Below are 14316 nucleotides of genomic sequence, written 5' to 3'. Positions count from 1 at the left end.
AGAACCCCATGAGCACACTCGCCACCTCGTCCCGCCCCCGCTTCGCTGCTGCCGCAGCACTCGTCGCCCTTGCCGTCGCCTCGATCGGCTCGCCTGTGCGCGCCGCCGACGGTACCGCACCGAAGGAAGAACCCGGTCGCTGCTACGGCATCAACACCTGCAAGGGCACCAGCCTCTGCGCCACGGCCAAGAACGATTGCAAGGGCCTCAACACCTGCAAGGGCCAGGGCGTGCTGGTGAAGACGCCCAGCGAATGCAAGGCTGCCGGCGGCACGCTGACCGAGCCGAAGTGATTCATCAAGGGCCGTCGACATCGACGGCCCTTTTCCCAGTGGAGACCCGCACCATGCGCACGCCACCCCCGTCGTTCTCCGGCTATGGCCTCGGCCTGCGCAAGGAGCATTACCGCGACTTCCTCGACACCGACGTACCCGTCGATTTCGTCGAGGTCATCTCGGAGAACTTCATGGTCGATGGCGGCCAGCCACGCGACATCCTTCGCCGCATTCGCGAGAAGCATCCTGTCGCACTGCATGGCGTGTCGCTGTCCATTGGCTCATCGGACGGACTGGACATGGCGTACCTGCGTCGGCTCAAGTCACTCGCCGACGACGTACAACCGCTGTTCGTCTCCGATCATCTCAGCTGGTCGCGCATTGCCGGCTTCAATTCGCATGACCTGCTACCCCTACCGTATACCGAGGAAGCGCTCGCGCTCGTATGCCGCAACATCGAAACCGCACAGGACGTGCTCGGGCGCGCCATGTTGTTCGAGAACCCCTCCAGCTACGTGGCTTTCGACGGCGCGACGATGAGCGAGTGGGACTTTCTCGCCGAGATGTCGCAACGCACGGGCTGCGGCTTGCTACTCGACGTGAACAACATCTACGTCAGCGCCAGCAATCACGGCTTCGACGCACACGCGTTCCTTCGAGGTATTCCGGCCAATCGTGTGCGCCAGGTCCATCTGGCAGGTCACACGCAGGGTCCCGGCCTGCTCATCGACACGCACGATAAGCCCGTATGCGACGACGTGTGGGCACTGTACGCGACGGCGATGTCCGTCCTCGGGCCGGTCGCGACGATGATCGAGCGCGACGACGACATCCCCCCGCTGCCCGAACTCCTGGCGGAACTCGACACGGCGAGATCGATCGGTACGCGCTCCGCGGATCATCGGGAGGTCGCATGAACCTCGCCGAGGTGCAACGTGGTTTCAGTGACTGGCTGACGGATACAACGGGGGAAGACGGCAAGCCTGCCATCGCCAGCCAGGCGAGTGCGGGCTTTGCTGTCTACCGCAACAACTACCGCGCGCAGTTGATCGGTTGCCTGGAGGCGAGCTATCCCCAGGTCGCTCGCTGGATCGGTGCCGATGCATTCCGCGAGGCCGCCATTCACCACATCGGAATCCATCCGCCACGCTCCTGGACACTCGACCAGTACGGCGTCGATTTCCCGGATACGGTGTTCGCCCTCTACCCGCGCAGCCCCGACCTGCGCGAACTCGCGTGGATTGAATGGGCACTGGCCGAAGCCTTCGTTGCCACTGATTCGACGCCGTTGACGACGGAATCGCTCGCGAATGTGAATTGGGATGCAGCGACGCTAACGCTCACACCCAGCCTGCGAATGCACGAGGCCACGACCAACGCTGACGACCTGTGGTTCGCGCTCGACGCCGAGGCTACGGTGCCCGAAGGCGAAATGCTCGATCAGCCGGGCGGCTTCGTCGTCTGGCGCAAGGGCTTCCGCTCTCAACTGAAACGCGTCGATGCCACCGACTACGCTGCGCTTCTCGCACTCCGGAACGATGGTCGCTTCGCCGCGTGGTGCGACGTACTGGTCGAACGACTGGCGGAGGAACGCGGCATCGCCCGCGCCGGCACGCTGCTGGCGGAGTGGATTGGGGCGGGGATTGTAGTGGGTGTGACGATGTAGAAGGTGGCGCTCCGTGCGCTTAGGCGCATTTGCTCTCGATGAGGGCGGCGGCTGCCGGCTTGCCGAGCCGCGCGAGTGCGCGCGCCATATGCTCCTCGGATACGTAATGCGAAGGCACGATAGCCGCCGTCGACTGGATGCCGACCCCTAGGTTAGCGACCTGACCGGTCATCACACGCCGATGGAGGCTCCCCCATCGGCACGTCGACAGAAATGCACCAATCATCGAACCGCGCAATCTACGTTCCTTCCTGTCAGTAAGGAAAAAGGTCGCGTATGCGCACGAAGGGTGCGCCAGTTTCCGCGGCGCGGCGGACTTTGTGCTCGAGGACCTGAGTGAGTGAAATTTCCCGGTTAAGCATGTCGTATAAGTCGAGTCCATCCATACAAATGACTCGCTTTCCGCGCCCAAAAGCGGCGAGGCCATCTTCGGTGAAGCCGCTATTGCTGACGAACAGGCCGCGGGTCCAGGCAGCCTTTTGCTCGATCTTGCCATGGAAGGTGTGCAGCTCGGCCGCACCGATCGGCGGCCCCTGCCACTTGGCCTCAAGCAGATAAATCTCGCTTGCGAGCTGGAAGCTGCCGTCGATCTGTTCGCCGCGCAGCCGGAACGGCTCCTGGGCGGCCAGACCGAAGGCGTCGAACAAGCCTTTGAGGAAGCCCTCGAATGCATAGCCGCGCGCATGCGGCGCCAATGCCTCTACCTGCAACAGATCGGCCTTGATTTTTGCAATGGCCTCGCGGTCAATAGGAACAGACTGGGGGGTTACTGACGGACGCAACGGCTTGGAGCCGCCCGCTAGGCGGCTGATCAGGCCTTGATAGCGGGTCTTGGCATTAGCGACGGGGTCGACACTGCCGGAGCGGGCCAGATACTCGCTGCGATGCTCCCAGAGTGCTTCGAGTGTGCGAATGGCGGTCCCGTCATCGCAGGTCTGAAGGAAGTGGCGGAGGCGCTTGCCCTTCGATCCTCCATTGACCGCGTATTTCGGATCGTCGATGTTGACCTTGAGTTCGGAGGCGAAGAAGTCCGAGAAACTTCTGTCGGAAAAATCCAACACGAAGCCCGGACCTCGGACGAAGTCGACGAGATCGTCAATTAAACGTAGGTCAATGGATCGAACCGAGTTGATGGATCCCCCTCCCCTGCAAGCTGCCTTGAGAAGCTGTCGATCGCCTCTTAAAGGATTGCGATCTTCGCAATAACGTCATCGCACGAAAGCGATGTCTCGTCAAACAGCATTGGCGCCTTCAGTAGGTAATCGATACGCAAATCCTTGACGCGCGCATTGAATGTCCGCTTCTGGCCGGTCCCGGCCCATGCTGGCTCGCCCGGGGTAAGCTCAACGGGTAGAGGTCGACCCGAGGCCGCCGTTCTACAGTTGGACGCCGCCGTCCGGCTTTGCACTCGGTTGTTAGCCGGACGCGGCAAAGATAAGCTCCTCAAGAACAAGGGATTACCCAAAGAGGTCTTTGTGCGACTGAGGATGTATAACCGGGCAAACTTGTTCCTGCACTCGATAGTTAAAGCTCATCGAGGCGCGACTCAAAATGACTGAATACATCAAACAAAACTGCCCTTTGTGTGGCACAACGGCCGAGTACTACTGGCTAAAGATGGGCAATAGCAAGTACTACCATTGCTCGAACTGCGCATACTTCATCGTGTCCAAGCGCGCGGAACACTTGCTCATTGAGGCTCCGCAGCACGTTCGCGACGAATTCGCGGCGAAGCCGCAACTTGCACCGGAGGGTGAGCTCTTTGTAATCATTGTTTCATCGCCGCCACAAGCTGGTGATGCTCCACGCGCTGAGCTCTCCGGATCGTTCCTACCGAAATCGCAAATCGGACTTTAGCTTCGGCAGTAGCTTAACTACTCGTCCAAACGGACGGGCGTACCGCGGGTCGCTTAACTCCAACGTTAGGCATCCACAATGATGGTCGGGATCATGAAGACAATTTTGACTTCTCTTGCTGCGCTGTCAGCAGTCATAGCTGCACTTCTTTGGTACAAGGCTAGTGCATCTGAAGTGCCTTATGAGCCGAACCGTCCGGGCGACAAATCGGCCGTTGTCTTCTACAACGGGGACCATCGCTGGGATGTAATTCGCACCGCCGAACTTCAGACCAAGAGGAATAAGCGCGCAGCACTAGCAGCATCGATTGCCGCTGTACTCCAAGCTATTGCACTGGTGGCTTCAGATAACTAACCATCATGATCTCGCTGCCTAACAACTCTTTTGACGCGGACGGTTCCGCCGCTGCTTAACTGCAGCGTTAAGATCCAAGTATCGGAACACTGCTGCAACACGATGTTGCACTGAACTGCCTATAGCCGCAGCGAACACTCCGGCTCCAGCCAATCTCCTGACAACATCGTTCCGTTCTCTTCAACGCTTCACAAATACGGTATCCGTGGTGTGGCGGTCACTCGGCGGGCACGCCCAACCATTCATCGCATTGGACGCGCTTGGCGCGCCGTTAAATTTCAGCGTTGAACGTCTGCTCCTGGCCGGAAGCCAACTTCGGTACGTCAGCGACCAGAAATGAGAAAGAAAAGCGAGTAAGGGCCACTTTCGAGCAGCGGCGGATGACCTATTTCTTGCCAGCGCCGCCTCCCGAGTACATCTCGCTAGGGCCGGCGGGCCCGCCCTAGCCATAGGCCGACAAAGCATAGGCTTAACGCTAAACCTAAACGCGCCGTTTCGGCAGAGTTGTGTTTTAACGCACACGCGCAGACCGCGACATAGAAAAGATGGCGCGCCCGGAGGGATTCGAACCCCCGACCAATGGCTTCGGAAGCCACTACTCTATCCGGCTGAGCTACGGGCGCGTAACAGCGGATCGGCATTGTAGCGGGAATGCCCGGCGCGGCCTAGTCTCGGGGCCGGCGCCCCGGAACGGGTCGCGACAGGTGGTCTGCGTCCCGCGCGCGGCGGCGTGATCCGGCCCCTGAGGGCCTCGTCTGCCACCGCCGCGCACGGGCGTTTACTGCGATCTTACTTGGCCTTGTACAGCTCGCCGATCCAATCCGGCTTGCCGCTTACCCGCTCGAGGTGCGGGTACTTGAGGCCTTCGTGGTAGTCGATCTTGATCGTCTTGTACTGGTCGAAGTTCTTCACCAGCAATTCGATCGGGGCCTTGTCGGTCTTCGCGGCAGTCACGGCATCCTTCAGCGCATCGCCGTCGAATTCCTTGTTGTTGACCGCGACGATGTGCATGCCCGGCGAGAGGCCGGCGTTGAACGCGGGACCGTCCCAGCGCACGTCGGCGATGTCGCCCTTCGACGATACGGCGAAACCGGCCGAGTAGGTCAGGTCGGTGTAGTGGCGACGGGACTCGATACCCTTCACCGCGTCCGACGGCTTGTCGTTGTAGACGAGCTTCCAGCCGCCACGCTCGATGCCTTCGAGGTCGCCCTTGTGACCATCGACGCGTTCGCGCAGGTACTTCGCCCAGTCGTACGGCGCAATGCCGTTGAGCGTGGATGCCACGTCCTCGAACGTATACGGATTGACCTTCCAGTCGCCGTCCTTCATGCCGAAGAAGGCCTTGGCGAAATCGTCGAGCGAGCGCTTGTTCTTGGTCAGCTCACGCAGCTTGGTGTCCACGTCGAGCCAGATCATCTGGCCGCCCGAATAGTAGTCCTCGCTCATCTGGTAGTTGCGGTACGAGAGCGGGCGACGCTGCGCGATCGTCGGATCGTTGGTGGTGTCCTGGATGTTGCGCCAGGACAGGCCCGGACGGCCCTTGTCGTACGTGGCTGCAACCAGCGCGAGCATGTCGCGGGCCTGGTCCTGCGAGAGCAGCCCGGCGCGCGCGGCGACGACGTTGCCCCAGAACTGCGTCTGGCCTTCGTAAACCCACAGCAGGCTGTCGCCCATCGGTACGTTGAAGTTCGGCGTGGCGAGATCGGCGCCGCGACGGTACTTGCCGTCCCAGGAGTGGTTGTACTCGTGCGCGAGCAGATCCCGACCCAGCCAGCTCTTGTCCCACTCGGTGAAGTAGTTGGGCGACGCGCTGTTCTCGGACGAGCGATGATGCTCGAGGCCGATGCCGCCGAGCTTGTCGGTCAGCGCGAGCAGGAAGTCGTAGTGATTGTAGTGACGCGCACCGTAGAGCTTGTCCATCTGCTGGACGAGCTTGCGGTGAATGTCCAGCGCCTCCGGCTTGATTTCCAGCGCCTTCGCGTTGTCGGCCACGATGTTGAGATGCACCGGCGAGCGGCCGTTCGGGTCGAGGTCCACGCGCTTGAAATAACGGCCGGCGAAGATCGGCGAGTCCACGAGGTCGTTGTAGTCGATCGCCTTGAAGGTCACCGTGTCGCCGTCCTTGCCCGCCTGCTCGAGCGCAGTGCCGAACTGGAAGCCCGTGGGCAGCTTCACCGACGCTTCGACCTGGATGCGGTCAGCGCGATAGCCGGCCGGGTACAACGACACCTGGTTCCACTGCACGTTGACGATGTCGGGCGTCATCACGATGCGGCCCTGGCGCGAGTCCTGCGGCGTGAGCGTCTGGAACTCCACGTCTACCGACGAGGCGCCAGCCGGGACGTTCACGTGGAACGCGTAGACGTTGTACTCGTCGCGGGTCCACTCGACGCGCTGGCCGCCCGCCTTGACCACGAGGCCCGCGAACTGGTCGATCGGACCACTCGGCGAATGGTGGCCCGGGATCCATTCGGGGAACAGCAGGGTCAGCGGACCCGGCTGTGCGGGAATGGTTTCCTTGACGCGGAAGATGCGGTGATCGAGATCGGTGGCGTCGACGGCGATCTTCAACGTGCCGTTATAGGCGACGTCCTGCGGTGCGGGCACGCTCGGGGTGTCGTCCGCGCGAACGGCAGCGGAAGCGCCGACGCCGGCCAGGGCGGCCAACAGCGCGGAGGCAAGAAGGGTGGATTTCACTGATGGGTCTCCGAGAAGCGGTAAGGCGCCCGGCCATCCCTGCGAGCGGTTCGGCACGGTCCCCTTTGGTCCGCGCAAGCTCTCGATCCTAAACGCCGGGGTCCGGGGTGCCCTATGCCAGAGGTCACGGGTGGCTTGCCCCACCCTCGCCACACCACGCAAGACTTTTCGGATGGCGAGCCTTCAAAGCGTGATGCCGTACGTCTTTGCGTTAGGGTGGAGACGAGCGCCGCCCCTATAATCGCGCCCGGCCTTGATCGCCGTCATTGGCGTACGCCACTCCAGGAACAAAGGGATACAGGGATACTTCAATGAAACTACTGGCACTCACCGCAGCCACAGGCGCTGCGCTCCTTACGCCGCTTGCCGCTTCCGCCGACTCTGCGTCCGTGACGCAGACCAGCCCTTTCATTTCGATCACAGGCGGGAAGTCGCACTTCAATGTAGATCGAGACGTCAGCGGCACGACGTTTTCCGGAAGCGAAGACCGGAACAGCACGGGCATCACCGTCTTGGGCGGTTACCGCTGGGTGGTGGCCCGCCCGTTCGCGCTGGGCGTGGAAGCCGGCTATGCGCATCTCGGTAGCACGACATGGAAGGCCCGCGACGGCGGCCTGAGCGAGCCATACGACGTCCGCGACAAGAACAAGGTCGACGCCTTCCTTGCCGGCATCAATGGCAAGTGGGACCTGCCCTACGATCTGACGATCACGGCACACGCAGGATTGGCTCATGTGCGCAGCAAGGGCGACTTCACGGGCTCCAGCGGCGGGACCAGCACTCCTGCGTCAACGACGCGAGTTCACCACGACTGGAGCGGCAACCGCTTCTATGGCGGGGTCGGCTTCGGCTACGACTACGACGAAAACATGGGCCTGACGCTGAGCTACGACCGCTACAGCTTCAAGGCCGACGGCCCTCGCGATACGGGGCACAACGCTCAAATAGGCGTTCTCGGCCTCACCGCGGAATATCGTTTCTATTGAGCGATACGGGGAGCCGCGATGGCTCCCCGTCCGCTATGCGTGTCAGGAGCGCGCCGGGATCTTGAGCCCGCGCTCCACACCGGGCCGCGACATGCCGCGTTCCAGCCAGGCGATGACGTTCGGGAAGTCGTCGAAGCCGACGAGTTCGCGCGCGCCGTAGAAGGTCACGAGGTTGTTGACCCAGCCGAGCGTGGCGATGTCAGCGATGGTGTACTCGTCGCCAATGATCCAGTCACGCCCATCAAGCTGGCGATCCAGTACGCCGAGCAGGCGCTTCGATTCGGCGACGTAACGTTCCAGCGGGCGCTTGTCTTCGTATTCCTTGCCAGCGAATTTGTGGAAGAACCCCACCTGGCCGAACATCGGGCCAATGCCGCCCATCTGGAAGAACAGCCACTGGATCGCCGCCCAGCGCTTCGCCGGATCGGAGGGCAGGAAACGGCCCGTTTTCTCGGCAAGATAGAGAAGGATCGCGCCGGACTCGAACAAGCCGATCGGCTTCCCGTCGGGGCCACTCGGGTCGATCAGCGCGGGAATCTTGCCGTTCGGATTGAGCGATTCGAACTCGGGCAGCTTGCTTTCGTTCTTGGTGATGTCGACGAGATGCGGCTCATAGGGCAAGCCCAGTTCTTCCAGCATGATCGAGACCTTCACCCCATTGGGCGTTGGCAGCGAATAAAGCTGAATGCGATCCGGGTGGGCAGCCGGCCAACGCCGGGTGATCGGAAACGCGGAGAGATCGGACATGACGCACCTTGTTCGGATCGGAAAGGATCGAAAGTAAGGCGCGCAGGGCGAGGATTCAATGCGCTGGCCGTGGACCGCGGGCCCGGCGGCCCGCGGTCCACGAATCGAAAGACACGTTACTCGAGGTCGCCCAGCTTCGCGTCCACCTTTGGCGCGGTCAGCCACTGACCGATGTCTTCGCCAATGGCCTTGGCCGTGCGCACCAGCACGGCGCAGTTGCCCTTGAATCCGCCGAAGGCGCCGCCCATGGACGTGCGCCGATCCTTGAAGCTGCCGATCACCGCGCCGTTCTCGTAGAGCTTGCCTCTGACAGTCATCGCCTTGTGATGACCCATGAAGGCGTTGCCGTCGGCGACGACGTCGCTGATCTGCATCTGCAACGTCTTCCCCGCTTCGCTTCCGCTGACCTTGTCGGCGAAGGTAATAGCGATACCGGATTCCTTTGCCTTGGCAGCCACCGCATCGGGCAGCTCGTTTTCCAGCTTGCATTCATCGAGCACGGCCTTAGGAATATCCGCGTCTTCGTTGAAGGTGGCCGGCTTCTGCACCGTCACCGCGTCGGCTGCGAATGCTGCCGGCGCGGCGGCCAGCATGATTGCCCCCAGATAGATCCACTTCCCCACTGCCGTCTCCTTGACGTGTTCCTGCCGACCGAGCGTCGGCAATCGCATTATTCCCAGGGGAGGCGCAAAAACGGAAGCGAACGGCAGTCAGTGACGGCTGTCACCGTTGAGCTTGCTGTGCCGCACGCCGTAGGCGAAGTAGACGATGAGGCCGATACCCATCCAGATTGCGAAGCGCTCGAAGGTGATCCACGGCAGGCCCCAGATCAGCGCCAGCGAGAACAGGATGCCCAGCGGCGCCACGAACCACACGGCGGGGGTACGGAACTTCCTTTCCAGTGCCGGCTTGCGCACGCGCAGCACGAGCACGGACGCGCAGATCAGAATGAAGGCGCTGAGCGTGCCGATGTTCACCAGCTCCGCCACTTCACCGATCGGCAGCAAGCCCGCGACGACCGCGGTAAAGATGCCGAGAATCATGGTGGGGCGGGCCGGCGTGCCGAAGCGCGGATGCACGCGGGAGAACCACGCCGGCAACAACCCGTCGCGCGAGAGCGCGAACCAGATGCGCGCCGCACCGAGCATGAAGGCGAACAAGACGCTGATCACACCGATCACGGCGGCGACGGCAATCACGTTGCTGAGCCACGGCAGGCCGATGGCGTTGAAAGCGTCCGACACGGAAGCTTCGCCGCTCAGGCTCGCGTACGGCACGATGCCCGTCAGCACGAGCGACACGGCGATGTAGAGCACCATCGCGACGGCCAACGAGAGCAGCACGGCGCGCGGCAGGTCGCGTTGCGGATCGCGCGCTTCCTCGGCAGCGGTGGTGAGCGTGTCGTAGCCGAACACCGCGAAGAAGACGACGCTCGCGCCGGTCAGCACACCCTGCCAGCCGAAGTGGCCCACGCCCTTGTCATCGAAGACGCGCGCGGGAATGAACGGCTGCCAGTGCGTCGTGTCGATGAAAAACGCGCCCACGCCGATCACCAGCGCCACGCCGATCACCTTGATCGCGACGATGATCGTGTTGAGGCGTGCCCCCCACTCCGTCTTCACGGAGAGAAGGACGGCGACCAGCAACGACACGGCGGCAGCGATGACGTTGAAGCGATGCGCATCCGTCGGCGCAGGCACCGGGTTGGCGAAGCCGATGCCCAGCGAACCGAGCGCGTGCTGCCAGTAGTACTTCATGGTGTCGGCGCTCATGCTCTTCTGCGCCCACTCCGGCAGATGCACGCCAGCACTGGCGAGCAGCACCTGCACGTATCCCGACCAACCGATCGCGACCACCGCCACGACCAGTGCGTATTCCAGCAGCAGATCCCAGCCGATGATCCACGCCGCGCCCTCGCCGAGCACTGCATAACCGTAGGTATAGGCGCTACCGGTCACTGGAATCAGCCCCGCGAATTCCGCGTAGCAAAGCGCGGCGCAGGCGCTGCCGAAGCCAGCGATGATGAAGCTGAGTGCCACGGCAGGGCCGGCATTGAGTGCCGCCTGCTGGCCCGCGAGCACGAAGATGCCCACCCCGATGATGCCGCCGATACCGATGGCCGTGAGCTGCCAGAGGCCCAGGACCCGCCGGAAGTCCTTGCGCTGGCCGACCTCGGCCTGCAACTGCTCCACGGACTTGTGGCGGAGGAACTTGGCTAACGACATGGGCGATCCCTGGGGCTGGCTGAGCCGGGATCATAGCGGGCAGGACTGGCGGTGTCGTCCGTCACCGGCCGACACCGCGGACCCGTCACGCCCTAGCGAGCGTGTAGGCCACCGTCCAGCGCCTGGCGTCCGAGCGCCGGATCGTCGGTGAAGAACGCATCGATACCCGTGGCGAGATACGCACGGATTTCAGCCACGGAACCGGCCTCGTTCCGCGCGTCGTCGCCGCTCGCGTTACGAAAGTCCGCAGCGAGGAAGCGGTTTTCGGGGCGGAAGGTATACGGATGGACCTCCAGCCCGACTGCGTGCGCGTCATGGACCAGGGGCGTCACGGGCGCCAACCGGCCGTCCTTGCCCAGCGGGATGATGCTGCGCGTGGAGGGCCCGATCGCGTCAGCGTAAGCGGCGATGGCCTTGAGACCTGCCGGCGTCATCATCTGGCGATACGTGACGGACGAGTCGTCCGCCGGGTGCTGCTCCGGATCGTCCATCAACTGAAGTAGCCGCACATTCGGATGATTCTTGCCCAGCTTGTCGTGCAGGTATTTCAGGTTGCCCACTTCGAAGGACTGGATCTCCACCGGCGCCGTGCGCGTATACGCATGCTCCGCGAGCGTTGCCAGCACCGAATCTTCCATCGGCAGGCCAATGCCGCGGAAATACGTACCGTGCTTGATCTCGGGAATGATGCCGATCACCCGATGCCGCGCCGAGGCCTCGGCGGCGACGAACTCGATCATCTCGTCGAAGGTGGGCACGCTGAATTGACCGTCGTACGCCGTGTTCGCCTTGCGCACGTCGGCCAGACGCTCCCGTGCGCGCAGCGTCTTCAGCTCGGCGAGTGTGAAGTCTTCCGTGAACCACCCGGTGAGGGTGATGCCATCCACCGTCTTCGTGGTACGACGCGCCGCGAATTCAGGGTGGGCGGCGACGTCGGTGGTGCCGCTGATTTCGTTCTCGTGGCGAATCACCAGCACGCCATCTTTCGTGGAAACCAGGTCAGGTTCCACGAAGTCCGCGCCATCGGCGATCGCCACCGCATACGAGGCCAGCGTGTGTTCCGGGCGCAGCGCGCTGGCGCCACGATGGCCGATCACCAGGACTTTGGCAGCGATCGGTTTGGCGGGCGAGGCGGGCGTGGACATGGGCAGTGCTCCCAGAATCAGGGCCAGGGCGCATGAGGATAGGGCATGTCGCATGCTCAGAAGTCCGCCGTCAGGGTCACGAAGGTCTGCCGCGGTGCGCTGGCGTGGAAGGCGAGGGCGCGGCCCTGCGGGTCGGTGGCGGCGAACGCGGTGAGGTTGGTGGCGTAGCGATGATCGGTGAGGTTGGTGACGTTGAGCGCGAGCACGAGACCCTTCAAGCCACCCAGCGCACCAAAGTCGTAGCTCGCGCCCGCGTCGAAAGACGTTGCCCCGGCCACCGACTGGTCGTTGGTATAGGTGTAGTAACGACGCCCCGTGTACTTGCCGCGCAGGCTGGCCGACCACGGACCCGAGGTCCAGCTGATTTCGCTGGCAAACATGCGCTTCGGCGTGTCCACGGTAGCCTTGCCCTTCACCGGCACGACCTTGCCGCTGGCAACGTAGTTGTCGTCGTAGGTCGAGCGGTTGAACGACGCCGAGTTGTACCACTGGAACCCGCGCACGGGCTTCCAGATGAAGGTGACTTCCGCACCGTGGCTGCTCACCGAGCCCACGTTGACGAAGGCGGTATTGCATTCCGGCCGCGTGCCGACCTCGATGCTCGGGCAAGGGTTGAGCGAGAGCAGGCGATTGTTGAAGGTCACGTCGTAGACCGCGACGGAGGCCTCGTACGCTTCGCCGACGCTGCGGAACCCGCCGTCGATGCTGCGCGATTCCTCGGGTTTCAGACGCGATCGGGTACCGTCGAATGCGCTCTGCGAAACCGACAGCGGGCCACCTGCACCGCCGCCCTGGAACGCGGCGATGTTCTTCGCGTAGGACAGGAACAGCTCCTGGCCCGGTGCGAGCTGGTAAGCGAGGCCAGCTTGCGGCAGCAACGACTTCTCCGCCTTGAGCGTGCCGTTCGCATAGGGGCTCTCGACGCCAGGCAATTCGCGCGCGGTCATGGTGGTGTGCGGGCTCTTCACGCCGATGTCCACGCTGAGGCGATCGTCCAGCGCCTTGAAGCTGTCCTGCAGATAGGCCTGCTTGGTAGTGATCGTATAGTTCTGCGAGAACAGGCGGCGGTCCGGATCGGAAAGATAACGGTAGTCGCTGACCGGACCGTCGATGTAATAGAAATTGCGTTCCACGTGGTGGTCATTCTTTTCGTACCACACGCCGCCTTCGATGCGGTGGCCGCTCCACTCCCACGACAGCGACGCGATCGCGCCATTGCGATTGATCGTGTAGTTGGTGCTGCGGATCGATATCGGCAGCTCCTCAGGCGTGCCTGGATAGGACTTCTGCCCCGGCGACCACCAGTGCCCCTGCCCTGCGTTCTCGTGGTGATAGACCTGCGTGTGCAGCGTGGTCGCGTCGGCGACGGTGAAATCGCCGGCCAGGTAATACAGGTCATCGCGGCGCAGCGCCCGGCTCTGGTAGTACGCGTCGTCGATATTGTCCACGCCACCGGAGAAGCCGCAGCGCGGATCGCTAACACCGCCCTTGGTATACGCGGGCGCGCAGTAGGCCGCCGCCAGAGCGCGGTTCCAGTCCGGCGCGTAGAGATTCCAGTCCCAGCCAAGGCCACGCTTCAAACCGCTCTTGGACAGATAAGCGTAATCGGCCTGGCTGGTGCGCGAGGTATCGGCGAAGCCGGTGATCCGATTGCCGTCGCCGAACTCGTAGACCGCCTTACCGTTGAATTGCTTGGTATTGGTGGGCGAGTTGGGACGTGCCCACATGTCGGCATCCGCATGCACCCCGGACAGGTACATCGAGAAACCCTTGTAATCGCCCGTATCGATGCGTGCATAGGTGCGCCGGTTGTGGTCGCTGCCGAAGGTCTGCGCGACCTTGCCACCGAAGGTAGCCGCGGGATCGGCCGAAAAATACTGGATGGCGCCGCCGAGATTGCTGGTGGATGCCGTGCCGAGGGCGCCGATGCCCTCTGACAATTCCACGGTCGCCATGTTCTCCGCGATCAGGGCGCGCGAGATGTTGAGGCCGTTGTAATTGCCATAGGCGTTGTCGCCCAAGGGCAGGCCGTCCAGCGTGTAGCCGAGGCGCGTGGTATTGAAGCCGCGCAGCGTGATCGACTGCGATTCCTCGTTCGCGCCGAAGGCGTCGTTCGACTGCACCGACACGCCGGGCAGTCGGTTGAGGATTTTCTGCGGGCTCGTGCCGGGCGGCAGCACTTTCTGGTCTTCCGGCACGATACGCTGCACCTGACGCGTTTCGCCCTGGCCGATCACGGAAACCGCTTCCAGATCCTGGGCCTTCGGCGGGGGCGCGTCCTCGGCATGGGCCGGGAGGCAAAGCGCGGCGGCAAGGGCGAGGAACAGGCGGCGGCGTGCATGGATCATGGGCGGGAAGCTCATC

The 14316-nt window shown here is 62.9% G+C and carries 13 protein-coding genes and 1 tRNA gene; 6 read left to right on the top strand and 8 right to left on the bottom strand.

Translation table 11 applies throughout. The features are described 5' to 3' along the window. Positions 1 to 8: 8 nt before the first annotated feature. From bufA2 to IM816_RS01265, 3 genes are read left to right on the top strand one after another with little or no spacing between them, the layout of a single operon-like run. Positions 9 to 293 carry a BufA2 family periplasmic bufferin-type metallophore gene (gene bufA2 / locus IM816_RS01275; protein ID WP_250339468.1) on the top strand — a complete coding sequence of 95 codons (285 nt, stop codon included), beginning with the start codon at positions 9 to 11 and terminating at the stop codon, positions 291 to 293. Positions 294 to 346: 53 nt separating this feature from the next. Then, the gene (gene bufB / locus IM816_RS01270) at positions 347 to 1192 is read left to right on the top strand and encodes an MNIO family bufferin maturase (RefSeq protein ID WP_250339467.1); all 846 of its coding nucleotides are present in this window, start codon (positions 347 to 349) and stop codon (positions 1190 to 1192) included. Beyond that, positions 1189 to 1941, top strand: coding sequence for an HvfC/BufC N-terminal domain-containing protein (locus IM816_RS01265; protein ID WP_250339466.1), 753 nt, complete (start codon positions 1189 to 1191; stop codon positions 1939 to 1941). Before bufB ends, IM816_RS01265 begins: the two co-directional genes overlap by 4 nt. Before the next feature lie 254 nt (positions 1942 to 2195). Here IM816_RS01265 and IM816_RS01260 read toward each other — a convergent pair whose 3' ends face one another. Continuing rightward, on the bottom strand, positions 2196 to 3002 hold the full coding sequence (locus tag IM816_RS01260) for a restriction endonuclease (RefSeq protein ID WP_250339465.1): 807 nt from the start codon (positions 3000 to 3002) through the stop codon (positions 2196 to 2198). A gap of 490 nt (positions 3003 to 3492) precedes the next feature. Between IM816_RS01260 and IM816_RS01255 the strand changes: the two genes are divergently transcribed. Both IM816_RS01255 and IM816_RS01250 read left to right on the top strand, forming a co-directional pair. Further along, on the top strand, positions 3493 to 3798 hold the full coding sequence (locus tag IM816_RS01255; protein ID WP_250339464.1) for a hypothetical protein: 306 nt from the start codon (positions 3493 to 3495) through the stop codon (positions 3796 to 3798). Positions 3799 to 3891: 93 nt separating this feature from the next. Further along, positions 3892 to 4152 carry a hypothetical protein gene (locus tag IM816_RS01250; protein WP_250339463.1) on the top strand — a complete coding sequence of 87 codons (261 nt, stop codon included), beginning with the start codon at positions 3892 to 3894 and terminating at the stop codon, positions 4150 to 4152. A 546-nt stretch (positions 4153 to 4698) separates the two neighbouring features. Here IM816_RS01250 and IM816_RS01245 read toward each other — a convergent pair. Together IM816_RS01245 and IM816_RS01240 are read right to left on the bottom strand one after the other, a co-directional pair. After that, positions 4699 to 4775 (bottom strand) — tRNA-Arg (locus tag IM816_RS01245). Positions 4776 to 4941: 166 nt separating this feature from the next. Further along, a complete protein-coding gene (locus IM816_RS01240; RefSeq protein ID WP_425602601.1) occupies positions 4942 to 6849 on the bottom strand; it encodes a M61 family metallopeptidase in 1908 nt (635 codons plus the stop codon). 311 nt (positions 6850 to 7160) lie between these two features. Between IM816_RS01240 and IM816_RS01235 the strand changes: the two genes are divergently transcribed. Next, a complete protein-coding gene (locus IM816_RS01235) occupies positions 7161 to 7835 on the top strand; it encodes an outer membrane beta-barrel protein (protein WP_250339462.1) in 675 nt (224 codons plus the stop codon). Between the two features lie 42 nt (positions 7836 to 7877). On the opposite strand, the gene IM816_RS01230 is transcribed toward IM816_RS01235, so the two are convergent. From IM816_RS01230 to IM816_RS01210, 5 genes are all read right to left on the bottom strand, one after another. Continuing rightward, a complete protein-coding gene (locus IM816_RS01230; RefSeq protein ID WP_250339461.1) occupies positions 7878 to 8582 on the bottom strand; it encodes a glutathione S-transferase N-terminal domain-containing protein in 705 nt (234 codons plus the stop codon). A 116-nt stretch (positions 8583 to 8698) separates the two neighbouring features. Beyond that, positions 8699 to 9205 carry a hypothetical protein gene (locus tag IM816_RS01225; RefSeq protein ID WP_143144623.1) on the bottom strand — a complete coding sequence of 169 codons (507 nt, stop codon included), beginning with the start codon at positions 9203 to 9205 and terminating at the stop codon, positions 8699 to 8701. 87 nt (positions 9206 to 9292) lie between these two features. After that, positions 9293 to 10807 carry an amino acid permease gene (locus tag IM816_RS01220; protein WP_250339460.1) on the bottom strand — a complete coding sequence of 505 codons (1515 nt, stop codon included), beginning with the start codon at positions 10805 to 10807 and terminating at the stop codon, positions 9293 to 9295. A 92-nt stretch (positions 10808 to 10899) separates the two neighbouring features. Next, complete coding sequence (locus tag IM816_RS01215; RefSeq protein WP_250339459.1) at positions 10900 to 11952, bottom strand: glycerophosphodiester phosphodiesterase; 1053 nt, start codon at positions 11950 to 11952, stop codon at positions 10900 to 10902. A gap of 56 nt (positions 11953 to 12008) precedes the next feature. Further along, positions 12009 to 14300, bottom strand: coding sequence for a TonB-dependent receptor (locus IM816_RS01210; RefSeq protein WP_250340668.1), 2292 nt, complete (start codon positions 14298 to 14300; stop codon positions 12009 to 12011). Positions 14301 to 14316 lie beyond the last annotated feature (16 nt).

Origin of the sequence: Luteibacter flocculans (assembly GCF_023612255.1) — a bacterium.
Taxonomy (GTDB): Bacteria; Pseudomonadota; Gammaproteobacteria; order Xanthomonadales; family Rhodanobacteraceae; genus Luteibacter; species Luteibacter flocculans.
This window is presented reverse-complemented; position numbering and strand designations above follow the sequence as displayed.

Excerpts from the sequence above, each read along its gene's own strand:
- bufA2 (WP_250339468.1), top strand. The coding sequence starts at position 9 with ATGAGCACACTCGCCACCTCGTCCCGCCCCCGCTTCGCTGCTGCCGCA.
- IM816_RS01210 (WP_250340668.1), bottom strand. The coding sequence starts at position 14,300 with ATGATCCATGCACGCCGCCGCCTGTTCCTCGCCCTTGCCGCCGCGCTT.
- IM816_RS01215 (WP_250339459.1), bottom strand. The coding sequence starts at position 11,952 with ATGTCCACGCCCGCCTCGCCCGCCAAACCGATCGCTGCCAAAGTCCTG.
- IM816_RS01230 (WP_250339461.1), bottom strand. The coding sequence starts at position 8,582 with ATGTCCGATCTCTCCGCGTTTCCGATCACCCGGCGTTGGCCGGCTGCC.
- IM816_RS01250 (WP_250339463.1), top strand. The coding sequence starts at position 3,892 with ATGAAGACAATTTTGACTTCTCTTGCTGCGCTGTCAGCAGTCATAGCT.
- IM816_RS01235 (WP_250339462.1), top strand. The coding sequence starts at position 7,161 with ATGAAACTACTGGCACTCACCGCAGCCACAGGCGCTGCGCTCCTTACG.
- IM816_RS01220 (WP_250339460.1), bottom strand. The coding sequence starts at position 10,807 with ATGTCGTTAGCCAAGTTCCTCCGCCACAAGTCCGTGGAGCAGTTGCAG.
- IM816_RS01265 (WP_250339466.1), top strand. The coding sequence starts at position 1,189 with ATGAACCTCGCCGAGGTGCAACGTGGTTTCAGTGACTGGCTGACGGAT.
- bufB (WP_250339467.1), top strand. The coding sequence starts at position 347 with ATGCGCACGCCACCCCCGTCGTTCTCCGGCTATGGCCTCGGCCTGCGC.
- IM816_RS01255 (WP_250339464.1), top strand. The coding sequence starts at position 3,493 with ATGACTGAATACATCAAACAAAACTGCCCTTTGTGTGGCACAACGGCC.